Annotated in this window: 16 protein-coding genes; 11 read left to right on the top strand and 5 right to left on the bottom strand. The window is 40.0% G+C overall.

Annotated elements, in window-relative coordinates; genetic code table 11:
* Positions 1-23 precede the first annotated feature (23 nt).
* The 11 genes from AACU95_RS05875 (at position 24) to AACU95_RS05825 (ending at position 11,920) form a co-directional block, all read left to right on the top strand.
* Positions 24-2,954 carry a phage tail tape measure protein gene (locus AACU95_RS05875; RefSeq protein WP_161737196.1) on the top strand — a complete coding sequence of 977 codons (2,931 nt, stop codon included), beginning with the start codon at positions 24-26 and terminating at the stop codon, positions 2,952-2,954.
* Positions 2,955-2,965: 11 nt separating this feature from the next.
* Positions 2,966-3,256: a hypothetical protein gene (locus AACU95_RS05870; RefSeq protein ID WP_004245945.1), complete on the top strand. Its 291-nt coding sequence runs from the start codon at positions 2,966-2,968 to the stop codon at positions 3,254-3,256.
* Between the two features lie 361 nt (positions 3,257-3,617).
* Entirely contained in the window at positions 3,618-3,959 is a 342-nt protein-coding gene (locus AACU95_RS05865; RefSeq protein ID WP_004247516.1) for a phage tail protein, read from the top strand.
* On the top strand, positions 3,956-4,699 hold the full coding sequence (locus tag AACU95_RS05860) for a phage minor tail protein L (RefSeq protein ID WP_004247517.1): 744 nt from the start codon (positions 3,956-3,958) through the stop codon (positions 4,697-4,699). Before AACU95_RS05865 ends, AACU95_RS05860 begins: the two co-directional genes overlap by 4 nt.
* Positions 4,696-5,406 (top strand): C40 family peptidase, encoded by a 711-nt coding sequence (locus AACU95_RS05855; RefSeq protein ID WP_004247518.1) that lies wholly within the window; start codon positions 4,696-4,698, stop codon positions 5,404-5,406. Before AACU95_RS05860 ends, AACU95_RS05855 begins: the two co-directional genes overlap by 4 nt.
* A complete protein-coding gene (locus tag AACU95_RS05850; RefSeq protein ID WP_110706704.1) occupies positions 5,403-6,008 on the top strand; it encodes a tail assembly protein in 606 nt (201 codons plus the stop codon). The genes AACU95_RS05855 and AACU95_RS05850 overlap by 4 nt, the downstream gene beginning before the upstream one ends.
* A 51-nt stretch (positions 6,009-6,059) precedes the next feature.
* Positions 6,060-10,253 carry a phage tail protein gene (locus AACU95_RS05845; RefSeq protein ID WP_161737195.1) on the top strand — a complete coding sequence of 1,398 codons (4,194 nt, stop codon included), beginning with the start codon at positions 6,060-6,062 and terminating at the stop codon, positions 10,251-10,253.
* A gap of 5 nt (positions 10,254-10,258) precedes the next feature.
* A complete protein-coding gene (locus AACU95_RS05840) occupies positions 10,259-10,615 on the top strand; it encodes a hypothetical protein (RefSeq protein WP_223307229.1) in 357 nt (118 codons plus the stop codon).
* 1 nt (position 10,616) lies between these two features.
* Positions 10,617-11,231 carry a hypothetical protein gene (locus tag AACU95_RS05835; protein ID WP_012367646.1) on the top strand — a complete coding sequence of 205 codons (615 nt, stop codon included), beginning with the start codon at positions 10,617-10,619 and terminating at the stop codon, positions 11,229-11,231.
* Between the two features lie 49 nt (positions 11,232-11,280).
* Positions 11,281-11,541, top strand: a complete 261-nt coding sequence (locus tag AACU95_RS05830; protein ID WP_004247524.1) for a hypothetical protein — start codon at positions 11,281-11,283, stop codon at positions 11,539-11,541.
* Between the two features lie 79 nt (positions 11,542-11,620).
* Complete coding sequence (locus AACU95_RS05825) at positions 11,621-11,920, top strand: hypothetical protein (RefSeq protein ID WP_231099051.1); 300 nt, start codon at positions 11,621-11,623, stop codon at positions 11,918-11,920.
* Between the two features lie 331 nt (positions 11,921-12,251).
* On the opposite strand, the gene AACU95_RS05820 is transcribed toward AACU95_RS05825, so the two are convergent.
* The 5 genes from AACU95_RS05820 to ucaA form a co-directional block, all read right to left on the bottom strand.
* The gene (locus AACU95_RS05820; RefSeq protein ID WP_004247526.1) at positions 12,252-12,557 is read right to left on the bottom strand and encodes a helix-turn-helix domain-containing protein; all 306 of its coding nucleotides are present in this window, start codon (positions 12,555-12,557) and stop codon (positions 12,252-12,254) included.
* A 100-nt stretch (positions 12,558-12,657) separates the two neighbouring features.
* Positions 12,658-13,740 (bottom strand): fimbrial protein, encoded by a 1,083-nt coding sequence (locus AACU95_RS05815; RefSeq protein ID WP_004247527.1) that lies wholly within the window; start codon positions 13,738-13,740, stop codon positions 12,658-12,660.
* Positions 13,741-13,749: 9 nt separating this feature from the next.
* Positions 13,750-16,284, bottom strand: coding sequence for a fimbria/pilus outer membrane usher protein (locus AACU95_RS05810; protein WP_004247528.1), 2,535 nt, complete (start codon positions 16,282-16,284; stop codon positions 13,750-13,752).
* 9 nt (positions 16,285-16,293) lie between these two features.
* Positions 16,294-17,019, bottom strand: a complete 726-nt coding sequence (locus AACU95_RS05805; RefSeq protein WP_004247529.1) for a fimbrial biogenesis chaperone — start codon at positions 17,017-17,019, stop codon at positions 16,294-16,296.
* A gap of 64 nt (positions 17,020-17,083) precedes the next feature.
* Positions 17,084-17,629 carry a uroepithelial cell adherence major pilin UcaA gene (gene ucaA, locus AACU95_RS05800; RefSeq protein ID WP_004247530.1) on the bottom strand — a complete coding sequence of 182 codons (546 nt, stop codon included), beginning with the start codon at positions 17,627-17,629 and terminating at the stop codon, positions 17,084-17,086.
* Between the last annotated feature and the right edge of the window lie 75 nt (positions 17,630-17,704).

The following is a 17,704-nucleotide window of genomic DNA, read 5'->3' as shown; positions in this document are numbered from 1 at the left end:
TTTTTATATTTGGAGGAAATTAAATGGCAGATATAGCAACAATATCATTAAAGGCTGATACGTCAGATCTGGAGCGTGGCACACAAAAGTTAAAGGAGTTCGGCGATACAGCAGAGAAGGTAAGCGGTTCTTCGCGAAATTTAAATGACCAGTTTAATAGAGGGGTTGATCATCAAAAGAGAGCAGCCGACGCGATAAAGAGGCAAAAGAAAGAACTTGATGACTTATTAAATTCAATAAATCCAACCAATAAAGCATTTGATGCGCTTGATAAAGCTACTCAAAAATTAATAGAAGCAAATAAAAAAGGGATATTACCAAAGGATCAGTTTGCAGACTATAACGCCATACTTGAGCAGACTAGAGATAAATTAACACGAGTTAATATGTCTCTTACGGCTGAAGGGCGGGCGCTATTAGCTCAAGAGGCGGCAACAAATAGAGCCAAGCAAGCTGCTGATGATTTTTTAAATTCACTGAAAAATCAAACTGAAATTATAGGCAAAACGAGGACAGAGATTTTAGAGCTAAAAGCTGCTCAACTTGGTGTGTCGCAACAAGCTGCGCCGATGATCAATAAGCTAAAAGAGCAAGAAAAAGCCTTTATGAATGGCTCAATTACCATTGGTCAATATAAACAAGCAATGCGTCAACTTCCCATGCAAATGACAGATATTGTTACGTCATTAGCATCAGGAATGCCAGTCTGGATGGTGATGATACAACAAGGGGGGCAAATAAAGGACTCATTTGGTGGTGTCGGTAACTCACTAAAAGCGTTAGCATCACTTATTACCCCTGCAAGAGTTGCCATGTTTGGTTTTGCTGGTGCTGCGGCAGCTGTGGCGTTAGCCGCGTATAAAGGGTCGCAAGAATTTGGCGAGTATAATAAGCAGCTAATTCTTACTGGTGGTTATGCGGGAAGAACAGCGGCACAGCTAGATGCTTTGGCTAGAAGCTTGTCGGGGAATGGGATCGCTCAGTATGGAATGGCTGATACTATCTCAAAAGTAGTTGGATCTGGTTCTTTCTCGGGTCGAGATGTTGATATGGTATCTAAAACTGCTGCTGCTATGGAAAAGACCGTTGGTCAATCGGTTGATGAGACAATAAAGCAATTTCAGAGATTGCAAGAAGATCCAGTTAAAGCGGTCACTGAATTAGATAAGTCATTACATTTTTTAACTGCTACCCAATTAGAACAAATAACCACACTTCAGACGCAAGGAAAAGAGCAAGAAGCGGCTAAAATGGCTATGGAATCATATGCCAATGCTATGGATGAGCGAACCAAACAGATAAAGGAAAATCTAGGCCACCTTGAGAGAGCGTGGGAAGGGGTTAAAAACATGGCTAGTAGCGCATGGGATGCAATGCTAGACATCGGCAGAGAGAATACTCTAGAGCAGCAAATCAAAGAGTATGAAGAAGCTCTGATTGAGTTTCAAATAAACCCTGCCTCCAAGGGGCTGTATTATAACAAGACTGGATTAATGCCAGATGAAGTTAAAAGTAAACTCGCTCTACTAAAAGAAGAAAAATTTCAACGTGACATTAAAAACGCAAGAGAAAAAGCCGCAAGAGATGAGGAAGAGCGTAAAAAAGCGCAGTTTAGAGCCGATCAAGAATTAAAGCGACAATACGAAACCGCAGAGGAAAAGCACCAAAGACTACTCAAGGAGATAATAAATAATGCGGATGCATCTCAAGCTGCAAAAGATGAAGCCATCCGCCGAGAGAAAGAGCGTTACGAGAAAGAAAAAGCCAAAGGTAAAGGTAAAACCCCAACCTACCGACCAGATTATGGTACTAGAGTAGATGAATCAGCAAATCAAGCCCTATTATCCCTACAAGCACAATTAAAGGTGCTAAAAGAGCATAAAACAGTCAGTGATGTGATTAGCTCTGAGCGTAAAAAACTTTGGGATATGGAAGCGAAAATATCAATCCTTGAGGAGGCTCAGAAAACAAGACAGTTAACCAAGGACGAAAAGGCGTTGCTTGCTAAAAAGGACTACATTCTTGCTTCTCAAGAAGCATTGGCCATAGCTGGTGATGAGGTTAAGCTTCAGGAGTTACATAATCGTGAGTTAGATAAGCAACTTAAACGCGTTGAAGAAATTAATGCCAGAAGTCGCGCCTTAGAGTTGGGAGCTGGTAAGTCTGGCCGCATGTATCAACGAGACATCGCACTAGAGAAAGCTAAATCACCAGACGAGAGAAAAGCCTTAGAGGAGTATTATGCTAAGGAAGACTCTATTCGTGCTAACTGGGAGTTAGGCGTTAAGAAAGGTTTTGCTGAATTCCAAGATCAGGCAACAAACGTTTACGGTAACGTAGCTCAAATTAGTCAATCAGCATTTCAGGGCATGAGTAACAGTCTCTCTGATTTTGTATTGACGGGCAAAGCTAATTTTGCTGACTTCACTCGCTCATTCTTAGAAATGACCACCAAGATGTTAATGCAGATGGCTATGCTAAATGCTATGAAAGCGGCATTTGGTGGTAGTGCGGTAGGTAATTTCTTTGGATTTGCAAGTGGTGGTTATACAGGCGATGGTGGAAAACATGATCCAGCGGGTGTAGTACATAAAGGCGAGTTCGTCTTTACCAAGGAAGCAACGCAACGATTAGGTATTGCCAACCTTTATCGACTAATGGATGCAGGAAAGCGAGGTTATGCTTCAGGTGGTCATGTCGGTGGTTCAGCGCCAATGTCGGTTACACAGCCAACAGCATTTATCGCTCGCAATCCTCAAATTGCTAGTGGTGGAAACGTACAGATTAATTTAGGAGATATTAATATTGAAAATGGACAACAGCAACAGCCGTCAAGTAATCAAGCCAATGCTTCATCATTAAAGCGTGAATTCCAGCAAATGGTGGAAAGTGGGGTTAACAATTTACTTAGAAACCCAGCATCTGCATTATCAAGAACAATCAAAGGCAATTAAGAGAGGTAGTTATGAAAATCAAAGTAGAGTTCCCATTGTTATCAAACAAATTTTCAGGAGTGGAAATTACAGGGGATGTAAAAAGATATGGCATTGGGGCCATAAAAATAAGTGAAAAACCTATATTAACGTCAGAAATTACAGTAATGGAGATAGTGGGAAATAATACCCCAGATGAAGAACCAAAGTTACAATTTAAGTACACAGAGGATTATAACCCAAATGAAACATTTGCTTCATTTATGGGGAGAGCGGAAAAATATGCAAGAACCATGATAGATCGCATAAAGGCGGCACAGTAACCGCCTTTATAATATGGTACTAATTATGTAAATGTGACTGAATGATACCAAACGCCTCGATAGTTACAGGACTATCATGCGATACTCTATTTAATTCACTAATAAGTTTTTTTTTCAATATCAGACATATTCCTAATCATTACTTGAATTATATACTCTAAAGCAAGAGTACGTGTTTGAAGGGCCTCTATGTCTTTTGCCATTTCACTAACTAACATATTCAATTCTCCATCGAAGTAAGTCAGCCATTCCTTCGGTAAGTTTCTCTGGGCTGAATATATAAAATAACCTAATGGATATTTATTAATATCCTGATATTTGATCAGGCGGCTTTGTATCGCCTTTTTTATTGGAGTAACCAATGGAAGAGTTTAAATGGCGAACACAAATACAAGATTCGCCAAGCGGTGAGTTCAAGCATCGCATTAAAGAAGTTGAATTTGGAGATGGTTACAAACAAGTTGCTGGTGATGGTATTAATCCAGAATCTCAAACGTGGCCATTTGCTTATATGGGACTAAAAGATGAGGTGATGCCTATTTTTAAATTCATTCGGCGACACACAGCAAAATCATTTATTTGGACGCCTCCATTTGGTGAAAAAGGGCTTTATCGTGTTAAAGCTGATTCAATAACGATGCTCCCCATCTCTGATGGAGTAATGAAATTGACAGCTACGTTTGAACAGGCATTTAGCGCATGAATATCACAGCAGATGTACAAAAATTAGAGCCGGGTAATAAGGTTCAATTAATTGAGGTGGATGGTAGTGGGTTTGATGGCCCTATTCTTCGCTTCCATGCTTATAACTTACCTCACACACCGGAAGAAATAGAGAAATCTAATGGTGTTATCAAGCCAAAACCAATTTGGTGGCAAGGAAATGAATACGGAGCATGGCCTTACGAAGTTGAAGGAATGGCAAAAAATAGTGATGGTAGTCCAGCGAGACCATCTCTAAAGGTTGCCAATATAGATGGCTTAATTTCATCTCTATGTCTTCAGTTTGACGACATGGTGCAAGCCAAAGTAACTATTTATGAGACATTTGCTCACTATCTTGATGCTAAAAACTTTCCTGAGGGAAATTCAACAGCTAATCCAGACGAATGCTTTAAACAAGTTTATTACATCGATCGTAAAACTAATGAGGTGGCTGGCGAATCCGTAGAGTTCGAGCTGTCTAGCCCGTTTGATTTGCAGGGAGTAATGATACCCGTTCGACAAATTCATAACCTTTGTTATTGGTGCATGAAAGGCGATTATCGTAGTGGTAATGGGTGCTCATATTCAGGGAGTAAATATTTTGATGAGAGAGGAAACCCTGTTGATGATCCTGCGCTAGATAGTTGTGGTGGACTTATTAGTGATTGCAAAAAACGCTTTGGTGAGAATGAGCCATTAGATTTCGGAGGGTTTCCTGCTGCGGGGTTAACGAGATGATCACAAAAAAATTAAGGGAATCGATATTTCAACATGTAAAAGCTGAATATCCAAAAGAAGCTTGCGGAGTTATCTGTCAGAAAAGTCGAGTTAAAAAATACTTTCCTTGTAGCAATCTTTCAGATAGTCCAACAGAGCATTTTGAGCTTTCTCCAGAGGGTTACGCCCTTGCTGAGGACTGGGGAGAGCCAATAGCAATTGTGCACAGCCATTGTGGAGATGGTGTAACGACTCAACCTAGCGAAATAGATAAACTACAGTGTGATGCGACAGGATTACCTTGGGTGATCGCATCATGCCCAGAGGGTGATATTCGAATTATTTACCCTCGAGGTGAACGAGAATTAGAAGGACGGCCTTTTGTGTTGGGCTATGCTGATTGCTGGTCGTTAATTATGGACTACTACCACCAAAAACACGGTATTGAGTTACATAACTACAGCGTTGATCGGTATTGGTGGGAAGAAGGCGAAAACTTGTATATGGATAATTACCAAAAAGCAGGTTTTGTTGATATTGCTGGTGAGCCGAAAGAGGGTGACATGATCATCATGCAAGTGCAAGCCGATGTACCTAATCACGCTGGTGTGATTATGAATGGCATGTTACTTCACCATCTTTATGGTCAACTCAGCAGGTTGGTTCCTTACAGTGATTATTGGCGAGATAGAACCGTAAAAATTGTGCGGAGGAAAGAGTTTGTATGAGCCTAAAAACAATACGTCTATATGGTGTTCTTGGCGCAAAGTTTGGGCGTGAACACAAATTAGATATAGATTCACCTCGCGAAGCAATTAAGGCGCTCTCCGTGCTTTATGATGGGTTTGAGCCGTTTCTTGCTAATGCACACCTGAAAGGGCTGGAGTTTGCCGTATTTAAAGGTAAGCGCAACATTGCTGAAGATGAATTATATCTTGATACCACAGAAGAGATCCGCATAGCGCCAGTGATAAAAGGTAGCAAGCGTGGTGGGTTTTTCCAGACTATTTTAGGCGTAGCCATGATTGGTGCTGCCATGATGTTAGGTCCTGCAGGTTGGGCTGCATTCGGTGCGGGTGGTTTTGCTGGTGGTGCTTTAGCTATGGGCGGGACAGCAATGGCGCTAGGTGGCGTAGTGCAAATGCTGTCACCTCAGCCGCGTGGCTTATCTGTGCGTCAAGACGCCGACAATAAACCTTCATACGCCTTTGGTGGTGTTGTAAACACAACCGCACAAGGAAATCCAGTTCCTTTACTTTATGGACTAGATAGGCGAGAAGTGGGTGGAGCGATAATCTCTGCAGGGATTTACACAGAAGATCAGCAATAACATAAACGAATTTCAGAATAGCCACTATGTGGCTTTTTTTATGGGTGAAATATGGAATTAATTCATGGTGCAAAAGGTGGTGGCGGTGGCGGACATACGCCCACGGAATCACCGGATAGCTTACTTTCTGAATCAACAGCTAAGATTTTATTGGCTATCTCAGAAGGTGAAATTGCTGGTGGCTTAGACGATACTCGTATTTTTCTTGATGATACACCGATTGGCAATGCGGACGGTACTAAGAATTTTGAGGGTGTCACTTGGGAATTTAGACCGGGTAGTGAACACCAAGAATACATTCAGGGTATCCCATCAGTAGATAGCGAAACATCGGTAGGGTTGGAATTAAAAGACGATCAGCCCTATGTGCGGAGCATTAATAACACTCAGCTATCTGCTGTGCGCATTAGACTATCTGTTCCTCAATTGTTTCAACAACACGATAACGGGGATACTACAGGCTATAGAATTGAATATGCTATTGACTTATCTACAGATGGTGCTGGATATAATGAAGTATTAAAGTCTGCTTTTGATGGTAAAACGACCAGCGAATACCAGCGAACACACCGCATTGACTTACCCAAGGCAAATACAGGTTGGCAGATCCGTGTCCGACGATTAACTAAGAATCAGAATACAGCCAGAATTGTTGATAAGGTTACTATCTCTGCTGTTACTGATGTTATCGATGCTAAATTGCGTTATCCAAATACGGCCCTATTGTTTATTACTTTCAATGCGCGTCAATTTAATAACCGCATCCCTAAAATTAGCGTTCGCCCAAAAGGTGGCTTGCTTATCAAAGTGCCCACGAATTATGACCCGATTAATCGGGCCTATTCAGGCGTATGGGATGGCACCTTTAAACTTGCAGCAACCAATAACCCGGCATGGGTATTTTATGATTTAGTACTCAATAATCGCTACGGCTGTGGTGACCGGATCCAGTCTTCTCAGGTTGAAAAGTGGGACCTGTATAAGATTGCGCAATATTGTGATGAATTGGTACCCGATGGGCATGGTGGTGATGGTAAGGAGCCTCGATTCCTGTGTGATGTTTATATTCAATCGCAAGAATCGGCATACCAAGTACTGAGAGATATAGCGGCTATTTTTCGTGGTATGACATTTTGGGCTGATAACAAGGTTAATGTTGTCGCTGATATGCCAGATAGTATTTTTAGAACGTTTACTAATGCCAATATTGTTGGAGGTAAGCCTACCTATTCAGGAGGTAGTCAGCAAAATCGATATACGCAAGCATTAGTTTCCTACACAGACACCAATAACCACAGTAATGATGCGATTGAGGCTGTGGCCGATATTAAACTACAGCGTCGTTACGGAGTACGCAAAACTGAAATATCAGCGATAGGTTGCACTCGACAGACGGAGGCTAACCGTAGAGGTCGCTGGGCGTTACTCACCAATGCTAACGACAGAGTTATTAGTTTTGCGACAGGATTAGAGGGGGCAATACCTTCTCCTGGTCATATCATTGCTGTTGCCGATTCTACATTGGCTGGAAGAGATAATGGTGGACGTATATCGCGTGTAGAAGGCAGAAAAATAACACTTGATCGCAGAGCCAATATTAAAGCTGGTGATAGGTTGATTGTTAATCTGCCAAACGGGCGCTCAGAGGGAAGAACCGTATCACTGGTTGCTGATAATATCATTACAATTTCAACGGAGTACTCACAGGAACCAGAGAAAAACGCAGTTTGGACAGTTGATGCTGATGATTTAACATTACAACTTTATCGGGTCGTTAATATTACTGATAATGGCGATAATACATACACTATTACTGGCGCAATCCATAACCCAAGCAATTACGATCACATTGACTCTGGCGCAAGAATAGGTGAGCGTCCAATCACCATTGTTCCACCGAGTGTGCAAGCACCACCTAAAAACATTCGTATATCATCCTATTCTCAGGTTAATCAAGGTATTTCATTTATTACTCTGCGTGTTGATTGGGATGCAGTTGATAATGCCATTACCTATGAGGCTCAATGGCGGAGAGATAATAATAACTGGGTATCAATGCCAAGAACATCAACATGTGGGTTTGAAGTTGATGGCATTTATGCTGGTCGTTATCAGGTGAGAGTTCGTGCGATAAATGCGTCTGAAATATCCAGTGTATGGACTAATGCGCCAGAAACAACACTGACAGGAAAAGTAGGGAGCCCGCCTAAACCTGTAAACTTTAGAGCTTCACCGCTCGTATTTGGCATTAAGTTAGGCTGGGAATTTGGTGAAAACACCAGTGATACGTTAAAAACGGAAATTCAGTACAGCAAAACCAATAATGGTGAAGGTCTGATGCTGTTATCTGATGTTCCTTATCCCTCAAAAAACTATGAAATGGCAGGGTTATCAGCAGGTTTAACGTTTTATTTTAGAGCAAGACTGGTAGATAAAATAGGTAATCATTCCGAATGGACTGAGTTTATTCTGGGAGAATCTGAGTTTGATGCTAGTATTATTCTTGATGAATTAGCGGGGCAAATCAGCCGAGACCAACTCGCACAAGACTTATTGGGTGAAATTAACAGTAAAGCTAACCAAATCGATATTACTGAATTACATGAGTTGATGAGGATAAATCATGACAAGATTTTATCTGAGTTGATGAGGCATGGAGCAACGATTGAAGAAAGTGAAAAAAAACTGGAGGAGGCAGAAAAATTACTGGCTGAGCGGATTAACCAAGTTTCAACGGTAACAGAGGCTCAGGCCGCTGCAATTAAACAAGAGCAACAAGCACGTATTGAGGCTGATAAAACTGAAGCGCAACAACGACAATCCTTAGCCACTCAACTTCGTGGTGATTATACTGGCAATGATTTATCGAAAGTCACCGCAGGACTTATCTCCGCCGAGAAACAAGCGCGTGTTATAGGCGACCAAGCGGAAGCCAAAGCCAGACAGTCATTGGAAACACGGATGAATGGGAATGTTTCAGCGATTAATCAATCACTAGAAACCCTCACCTCGAAACAGCAAGCGCAAACGCAAGAGATTTCAACGCTCAATTCAACTCTTAAAGGGAAAGCTGATAGTAGTGCAGTAAATGCATTAAATACGCGAGTATCTAATATCGATGGCAAAGTGACGTCCGCAACCTCTCAGGTACAAACGTTATCCAGCAAATTAGATAAAGTGAAAGCCGATTTAACGGAGTCTGTGGTGGTGGATTTAGATTTATCTAAACTCAATGAAAATACCTATTATCCAGTTATTTTACCTTTAGTAACCTCTCGACGTTATGCCTTTAAGGTTTTTAGAACCTTAGGGCAATATAGAGACAATAAACCCAGCTATGCGACTCACAGCACTAAAGGCTTTGCCATGATTGTGGAATGGCAAGTCAGTGGTTCTGGATGGGGAACTCAGTCTGAAAATCGCATCATTGATAATTTTGATTGGAAATGGACAAATCAATCCCCTGTGATGGGACCCGCTCAATTAACGAATGGCTCTGTGGAATATATTTATTTACGGGGAGGGGCAAAATATCAGTTAACTAAACATAAAAGTGTTAACCATCAAATTATCACCAGCACTTATACCAACAACAAGCAATCGGTGGCACCGAAAGGGTTTGTGGCGAATGACGTGCCTAAATCGAGCGAACAGAAAGCCAATGCAACAGCGAATGCGGTAAATCAACTTGAAACCAAAGTGACTGAGGTTTCAGGTAAAGTGACTTCTACCGCCCAGCAAGTCACTCGCCTAGAAAGCCAAGTGGGTACAAGTTCAGCCAAAATCGAACAAACGTCGAAAGTGGTCACTGATTTAAATGGCAAAATCTCCGCATCATGGACAATGAAAGTCCAGCAGGATAGCAAAGGGAATAAAGTCATTACTGGCATTGGCTTAGGATTCAATGCGCAAGGAAATAGCCAATTTCTGGTCAATGCCCAAAACTTTGCAGTGATATCGTCATTAAATGGCAAAGTGGTGACACCGTTTATCGTGAAGAATGGACAGGTGGTTGTTAATGAAGCTTTTATTGGTGATGCAACTATTACCAGTGCAAAAATAGCTAATGTATTGCAATCAACCAATTTCAGCCATGCAAACAAGGTGGGTTATCAACTTAATATGCGCACTGGTGAAGAAATTAAATATGGGAATAACGCTCAGGGGTACTGGATTGAAACAAACATATTAAAACGTTTGTTTGATAAAAAAGGCACAATGCGTATCAGAATGGGGATATGGTAATGGGCATGGGTTTAGAAATATATGATGAGAAAGGGCGACTCATTATTGGAGAAGACACTATTATACCGCGCCACTTGGGGCAATTTGACCTTCCTTTGTCCCAATATGGATCTCTTACTATTCCTGAGATTTCCTTAGGAGGTGAGGTTGTTTGCCATTTCTGGCTACGGTATCGCTCTCGATGGAGTGGTGAATTTCATGTAGATAAGCCTAATGAGAGAACAGAATACTCCATATCTGGAAATACGTTAAACTACCGCGTTGATTACAATATCTATCGCTGGGAGAACAATGGCTCTGGTGGCGGGCAGACACAAGCGAATGACTCATTCTCAAGTCATGTTGTCGTATGGGTGGTGTGAAATGGTTGGTGTAGAAATTTACACAAATAATAGACTGATACAATTAACCGATAAACTCGAAACAATATGTGTTTTGAGAAAAGCAACTCCTGATGAACTAACGTCATCATCAGGCCCTCATGATAGTTATCCGAGAATCTATGCGTTAAATAGCCAATGGATGGTTGCTCCGATTTCCAAGGTAAGCATACCTCAACACGGAGTTGGTCTTGAAGTTTATGATGAGCAAGGGAAAATGAAATTTTCATCTCTTGCTAAGTTGGTCTGCTTTGAGAAATATTATGATGTCAATACGGGGAGCGCTGGCAAAGGCTCATTAAGAATCGCAGGCAAAAGTGGTCATCGGTATGGCATGATTAAGACTCGCTCTATGGGGTATTTTCATAATACAAACATACGAAGCTACATAGACCCTGACACGTGGGATGAAGTTTGGACATTCAAAAGATATAGCGAGCGTTATGTCTTGATTGATGATGTGGGAGGGTTAACATTTGAGTATCGATACGAGTTCTTAGGAGAAGAGGATGGCTGGATAAGTATGCCTCCGAGTCGAGAAGGTTCTGGATTAATGGAACAAGGGCTTATGATAGACGTTTCAATGTTAGAAGATTAAATACCGCACTAATGTGGTTTTTTTGTATCTAAATTTTAGGAAATAAATCATGATATACACAACAGGCACTGTTAGCACAGTGTCAGGGTCTGCTATTGTCTCTGGCACAGGTACCATTATTTTAATTAAAAATGGTAATGCTAATTTTATTTATATGGTGGACAGGGTTAATAGCGATACAGAATTAGTCATTTCACAACCGGCTACATTTACCGTAAAAAACACTAGTTACAGCATTAATCTCACTGAGCCGAACTCATACAGCGACGCTAATAATCGTATGACCGCTATTGCATCAGATATTACGTAGTTCTTAAACGAGCAACGAGTTACGCTCGATGGTGTTAAAAAAGTGCTGGGGGATATTAGTAAAAAGTTAGATAAAAGTAGTGTGGACCTTTCAGGGATTTCGAAGTGCGATTACACGTAATACACAAATGGCTTATTGTGTGTTTCGACAAAAAATCCACCTTAAAGGCGGGCGCTATTGGTCTTTGCCGACAATATTATCGCATTTAGATAAGTGTGTTGTGTTTTATCATACCACCAACTCTCAAGCGGAAGTGAGCTATTTAGCGCATAAAAAGCAATTATACAGCTCAGCCCAAACAGACATTTATGTGTGTGTATTCGTTTCAGGAATGGTTTTGACCCCGAAGAAACGTTGGGGGGTTATCACTGTACAGTGAAGATGGAGCACGGGTCTTTAATACGGACTATCTGCCTTTTACCCGAGGACAATCAATGGCATTGTTATTACGGAAGGGGAGTGTAGAGACTCCATATAGCTTGCCTTTAGTCTGTGCAACCAGTCAGTTTGTGAATGCGTCTTATCAGGATGACCACATTGATTGGGCCAAGCGCAATACGGGGATATGGGGATTCGTTTTCGGGGAAAACAGATTTTTGTGAGTGAATGGATACGTGATGTTCATCGGCAACATCATGTAGAGCAACGTATTCCCTTTTATATCCTTAATGGTTCACATTATTTTTAATAAAATAAATACCTGTCTATATTTATGTAGGATACATGTCGTTTTTCTTTATTGGCATAATGATTTCTGCTGATAATGATTGTTTTGCTTTAATTATCTCTTTTTCATTTGAAAAATTATAATTAGGCAATAGTTCTTTAGGTTTGACACCTAAAATAAACGCGATAGAGAATAAATGTTCTACTGTTATTTTGGTATATCCATTCTCTATACGTGAATAGTGCTGTTGACTTATTTCCAATGAATGGGCTATTTCCCTCCCTGTCATCCCTAATTCTTTTCTTTTTTGCTTTATTCTATAAGCAATAATGGAATTAATTGTACTCATGAACTTCATTCTCCAACAATAAACAGATTTTTAAGTTTAACAGAGTAAAAAGCATTTGTTATAAAAGCATTTTACTCTACTTATAAAACTCAATTAATTTTTATTGATATGAAAAAGTAATCGTTGCTACTGCTTTTACACTTCCTGGCGTAATAGTATTTTCTGTTTTTATATAATTAGCTTTTAATTTTATACGTGGATTTATCTCTCCTCTATAATTTGAAAAATGCCATTGATTTTGATTTCCTTTGTTAGGAGTGTCTGAACCATAACTAATCGCAGTTACTTCATTATTTTTATATAATCTTAGCCCAACGCCTTTTGCCGTAGAATCCGTTGCTAATGTTAATATATCAGAACGATTCCCATGTTGGGTCGCATCATTTAATGTAGCATAAACATCAATACCGTCTTGGCATTGAAGTTGTATATTAACTTCCCCTCCTTGCACTTCTTTATACAAAGACGTGAACTGGGATTGATAGACAGTATTTAATGGAACAACATAATTCTTTTGATTCATCGAGCATGTTTGGCTTTGCACTTGGATGCGCCCTCCATTTAACATAACAGGAGCTGTTAATCTTTTATTATTCAAACTTGCCCGATTAGATTCCAATAAAATATGGCCCAGTTGTTTGGTTGGTATCGTTACATACCCATTAGGTAATCGTCCTGTTGCGACAAAAGCAACATATAAACGAGCACCAAAACTTCCAGTTGCACCATTATAAGCATTTGGATTTGTATTGGCGGCAACAGGATCAATATATATACTTGAGCTGTTTATGGGAACCAATGGCGTTGCAGGCCAATAGCCCGCCATACCAATAATAATACCTAGCCCTGGAACTCCAGTATCAAATATATCGAAATCGGAAGATTGAGTGTTATTTCCTTGGCGAAAGTTATATGTGATTTTGCCTATTTTAGGTAATGTAGGAGTAAATTTTCCACGCATTAATGCTATTAAACTACCGCCGTTAAATATATATCGATTACTTGTTCCGGTGAGTTCCCCTATCACTCGTGGGTAAGTATGGGCATCAGCAGGACCAATAACAACAACAGGGAGGGTAGATGTGTTGATTGTTATTGGAGACGGTACGTAGTCATCTGCACCAGCAACAGCCAGACTAGGGAATAGATTTAAAAGAAATAATATAACAAATATTCTTTTCATGTTTTGTTCCTAATTAGAGTGCGGTATACACTGAACAGGAATGATTTGAGGCCGCATGTCAGTTTCATTGTGTGTCGCATGATATGTAAATGAGCATTTATCGTCATGATTTGGTCCCCATATCACATCAAGTTGACCTTGTTTGGGAAGACCTCGGGTAAATAAGCGCCCAGCTTGAGCAACATATCCGACTAACTGTTCATGATCATCCAAAACCTCGGAAGCCATTGGAGGAGTACTGCCATCTGGCATACGAATATCAAACAGCAGGCTTCTCCCTGTTTGAGTATTAAATGTCACTAACGTGGCACTATTAGCACGAGGAATAATTTCTTGTTCTGTTGCTGATAATTCAACATTTAAATCTAAATTAGCGGGGTCGATACTAATTTGATTTTTTTCATAGGGTGTGACATAAGGCACAATACCATTACCCCAAAAATCTAATCGGCTACCTGGTGCATTATTAATAACCGCACCTTGTGCTCCTTTTGCATGGATAATGGTAAAAGTATCACTTAAATCATTACTCAATGTCACTCCATAAGGGTGTGCAACAACCGCCCCCGACGCCCCCAATGACATTTGACGATTATGTTGAGTATCTTGCCCGACGGTTGCGGTTACATTTACATAAGGTGAACGATAGCCTCCATTCATCGCATAGCCGGAAGGTCCACTTTCCTGACTATTACCTGAAATACCATAAGAGAATTGATTATCTTCCCCAGCGATACCGCTGATGGATGTTTGAATGCTGTTTTTCTCGCCTTTATTATAATTTAAGACAGTAGAAAAAATGGGGCTTTGAACACGCTCTCCCAAAGGAAGCGTAAAGTTCACATAAAATCTGTCATCTCGGCGTTGTTGCTCATTATCTCGTGATTGAGAAAAGCCAATCTGATAACCAAGTTTTTTCCAAAAATGGCTATATCCCATCTGATACTCATTACGACTTCCTTTATGCTCCCAGTAATTATAAGTGGTACCAGTTAAAAATATATTTCCCCATTTTTCACCTAATTCTTGATTAATTGAAACTTGGAATTGATTTTTAGGGCGATAAAATGCGGCACTTTTTATGGAAACATCATCAATAAATTCACTGTGATTAGCCAATAGCGCATCTTTCAAATGGTAAAAATCTTTAGATGAATAACGATAGGCTGCTAACGTGATATTTGTACTCGTGGTCGGAATATTGACGCTATAGCTAGTATGTAAACTGTAGCCTTTACGCGTTACGTTAGAGTGATTAAATGTTGTTCTGGACAATGTAATGTCAGATGCAATTGCCCCAATCGGCGTGTTAAAAGCAACACCAGCCAATCCTGCGGTATATTTTGAGCTTGTGGTCAGTCCACTATTTAAAGTGATATCATTTGTCAAACCATATTGATATGTGCCTTGTGCAATTAAATCATGATATGTCTCATTTGCATAACGATAGCGTCCCACTGACATTTGCCAACGGCTAAATCCGGGACGAATAAGTTGGGCAACAGAAGCAAAAGGAACCGTAAATGTTCTTGTTTGTCCATTAGATTCGGTTATTTGCACAAGAAGGTCGCCAGCATATCCACTGGGATACAAATCATTAATGACAAAGGGGCCAGCAGGCACAGTTGTTTCATAAAGGATGTGAGCATTTTGATAAATCGTAACTTTAGCATTACTATTAGCAATGCCTCGCACGATCGGAGCGTAGCCACGTAAAGAGTTGGGTAACATTCGTTCATCCGATGCTAATCGAATTCCCCGTAAGCTAAGGCTATCCATTAACTCGCCATTCGTATAAAAATCACCTAATGTGAATTGTGCCCGTAACCGAGCAATATCATGCGTCACATTTGTTTCGATATTCTGATATCCGGTAGAATGACCATTATTCCAGCTTTCACCACCACGGTGACGAAAAGCCCATCCCCATAAATTGAGTCCCGCTTTTAACCCAAGGTAAGTCTGCTCATTATTTATATCCGGAGTATTGTATTGATAATAGTTAACATCATAGTTGACAAATGCGGCAGGGACTCCACTTTGCCACTGTGCAGGGGCAATATATCCTCGAGGTCGAGTATTCACTTGTGCCTGAGGAATTTCTATATTCAGCTTTAAAGTGGATAAATCAAAATGAAATTTTGCTGAGGGGAGTCCTTCTGAGGCGGGATAACAAGTGGCTTTATAACTGTTTTCAGGAACAGTGCCTTTGACGACATCAATTAATGAAAGTAATTCCGGCGTTAGACATAACGTCGACGTATTCGCATTGTCAGTATATAAATACTGTACATTAGCTTTTCCTTTCCATTCATTATTGAGATAGATATCAGCGTAATACTTGCCCTCAGGAATAGGGTTGCCATAATTAAAGCGACGTATATCAATCGCATTCTTTCCTTGTACTGAATGCAAAAAGCTAGGATCAAATTCAGCTTCTTCAGCAGCGAATGAAGAAATTGTTATCACCCCAATCCCTAAAGCGACACAAAACGGAAGAGAATAACGATAGGAAATGAGGTGTAATTGGTTATTAAAATTCATTATATTACCTTATTCCAAAGTAGATTCACCTTGTTGGTATCCACCATAATCATTAACAACAACCCAAGTGACTTTATTTGTTAATATTGGCTTCTCTTTAAGTGAAAATATTTTTGAAGAAAAAGGAGCTATCATCCCACTTTGTTCAACAGGCGTTAGCTGTTTATCCTGACCCACTGAGATTTTGTTGTAAGTGATGTAATAAGGTGTTGGGTTAATCGCTTTAATGCGTAGTGCTCCTTCCTGATGCCAAGTCACTTTTTGGTAAGCATCATCAGGCGTTACGTTGAGATTATCAGGGCGAAAGAAAAACTTAATGCGACTACGAACGGCTAATTGTAAGTAATTGTTATTTCCCTCTGAGTTTTCCGAATTTTCTTCCAATTTAGGTTTTGCCGGAATGTCTAAGACATTTAAATAGAAAAGAGACTCTCTATCTTGTGGTAATGATTCACCGGTATAGACAATCCGGATGGTTTGCCCTGATTTCGGCTCCATACGAAATATGGGGGGAGTAATGATAAAAGGAACATGAATTGAATCTGGTGCTGCAGCTGCATCTCCGGTATCTAACCAAGACTGAATTAATGCGGGGGATTCATCGTCATTATTTAATTGAACATTAATACTTTTTTGCGTTGCGGGATAAACAACGCGAGTTCCCATAATAACCACACTGGCTTGAGCCACTATAGATACAGATAGAGTCAAGAAAATAAGAATGAACTTTAACATAGTACCTCTAGAAGAAAATGGGGCAGTTTTTCTGCCCCGTAAAACAAAAGCAATCGAATAAACCTTACTCGTAGGCAATGGTATAGTTGACGGTTGCTTTTACATCTCCAGCGGTAGATTGTCCGGTTGCGTAATATTGAGCAAAATATGGAAGGTTTACATTAGCATTGTCGATTTGTACTGGATGGACATCTTGTGTTGCAGAATCAGTACCTAACTGGATTGTTGTTGCTGCATCTGAGTTAAGTAATTGAACTTGAACATTATTTGCTTTAGTTCCTGTTGCTGTATTTTTTAAATTATGTGTAGTTAAATCAGTATCAGCGGATGGTTCAAAATATACTTTAACGTTTTTAGCACCATCTTTATCTGTGGAACAACCAGTTAACTTAATTGTAAATGGAGTTAAGCCTGCTGTTGTTGCTACATTATTTAATGTTGCGACTGAAACAGTCGGCAAAATAACAGCTAAATTTTTTGATTGGGTATCAACAGAACATGTTTGATCAACAACTTTACCTGTAAATGTAATTGTTCCGTCATACGCCATAGATGAGCCAGCAAATGCAGCAGAAAGAATAGTAGCTAGTGCTATAACTTTTCTTTTCATATATTTAAGATTCCTATTTTAAATTAAATTAAAGTTAAGTTATTTTTTGTTTTTCAAAAAAATGAAAAGTATTAT

Source organism: Proteus sp. G4415, assembly GCF_963896075.1.
In the GTDB taxonomy this organism is placed as follows: Bacteria; Pseudomonadota; Gammaproteobacteria; order Enterobacterales; family Enterobacteriaceae; genus Proteus; species Proteus mirabilis.
Note: the sequence above shows the minus strand (reverse complement) of the source record. Positions and strands in the feature narration are given on the sequence as shown.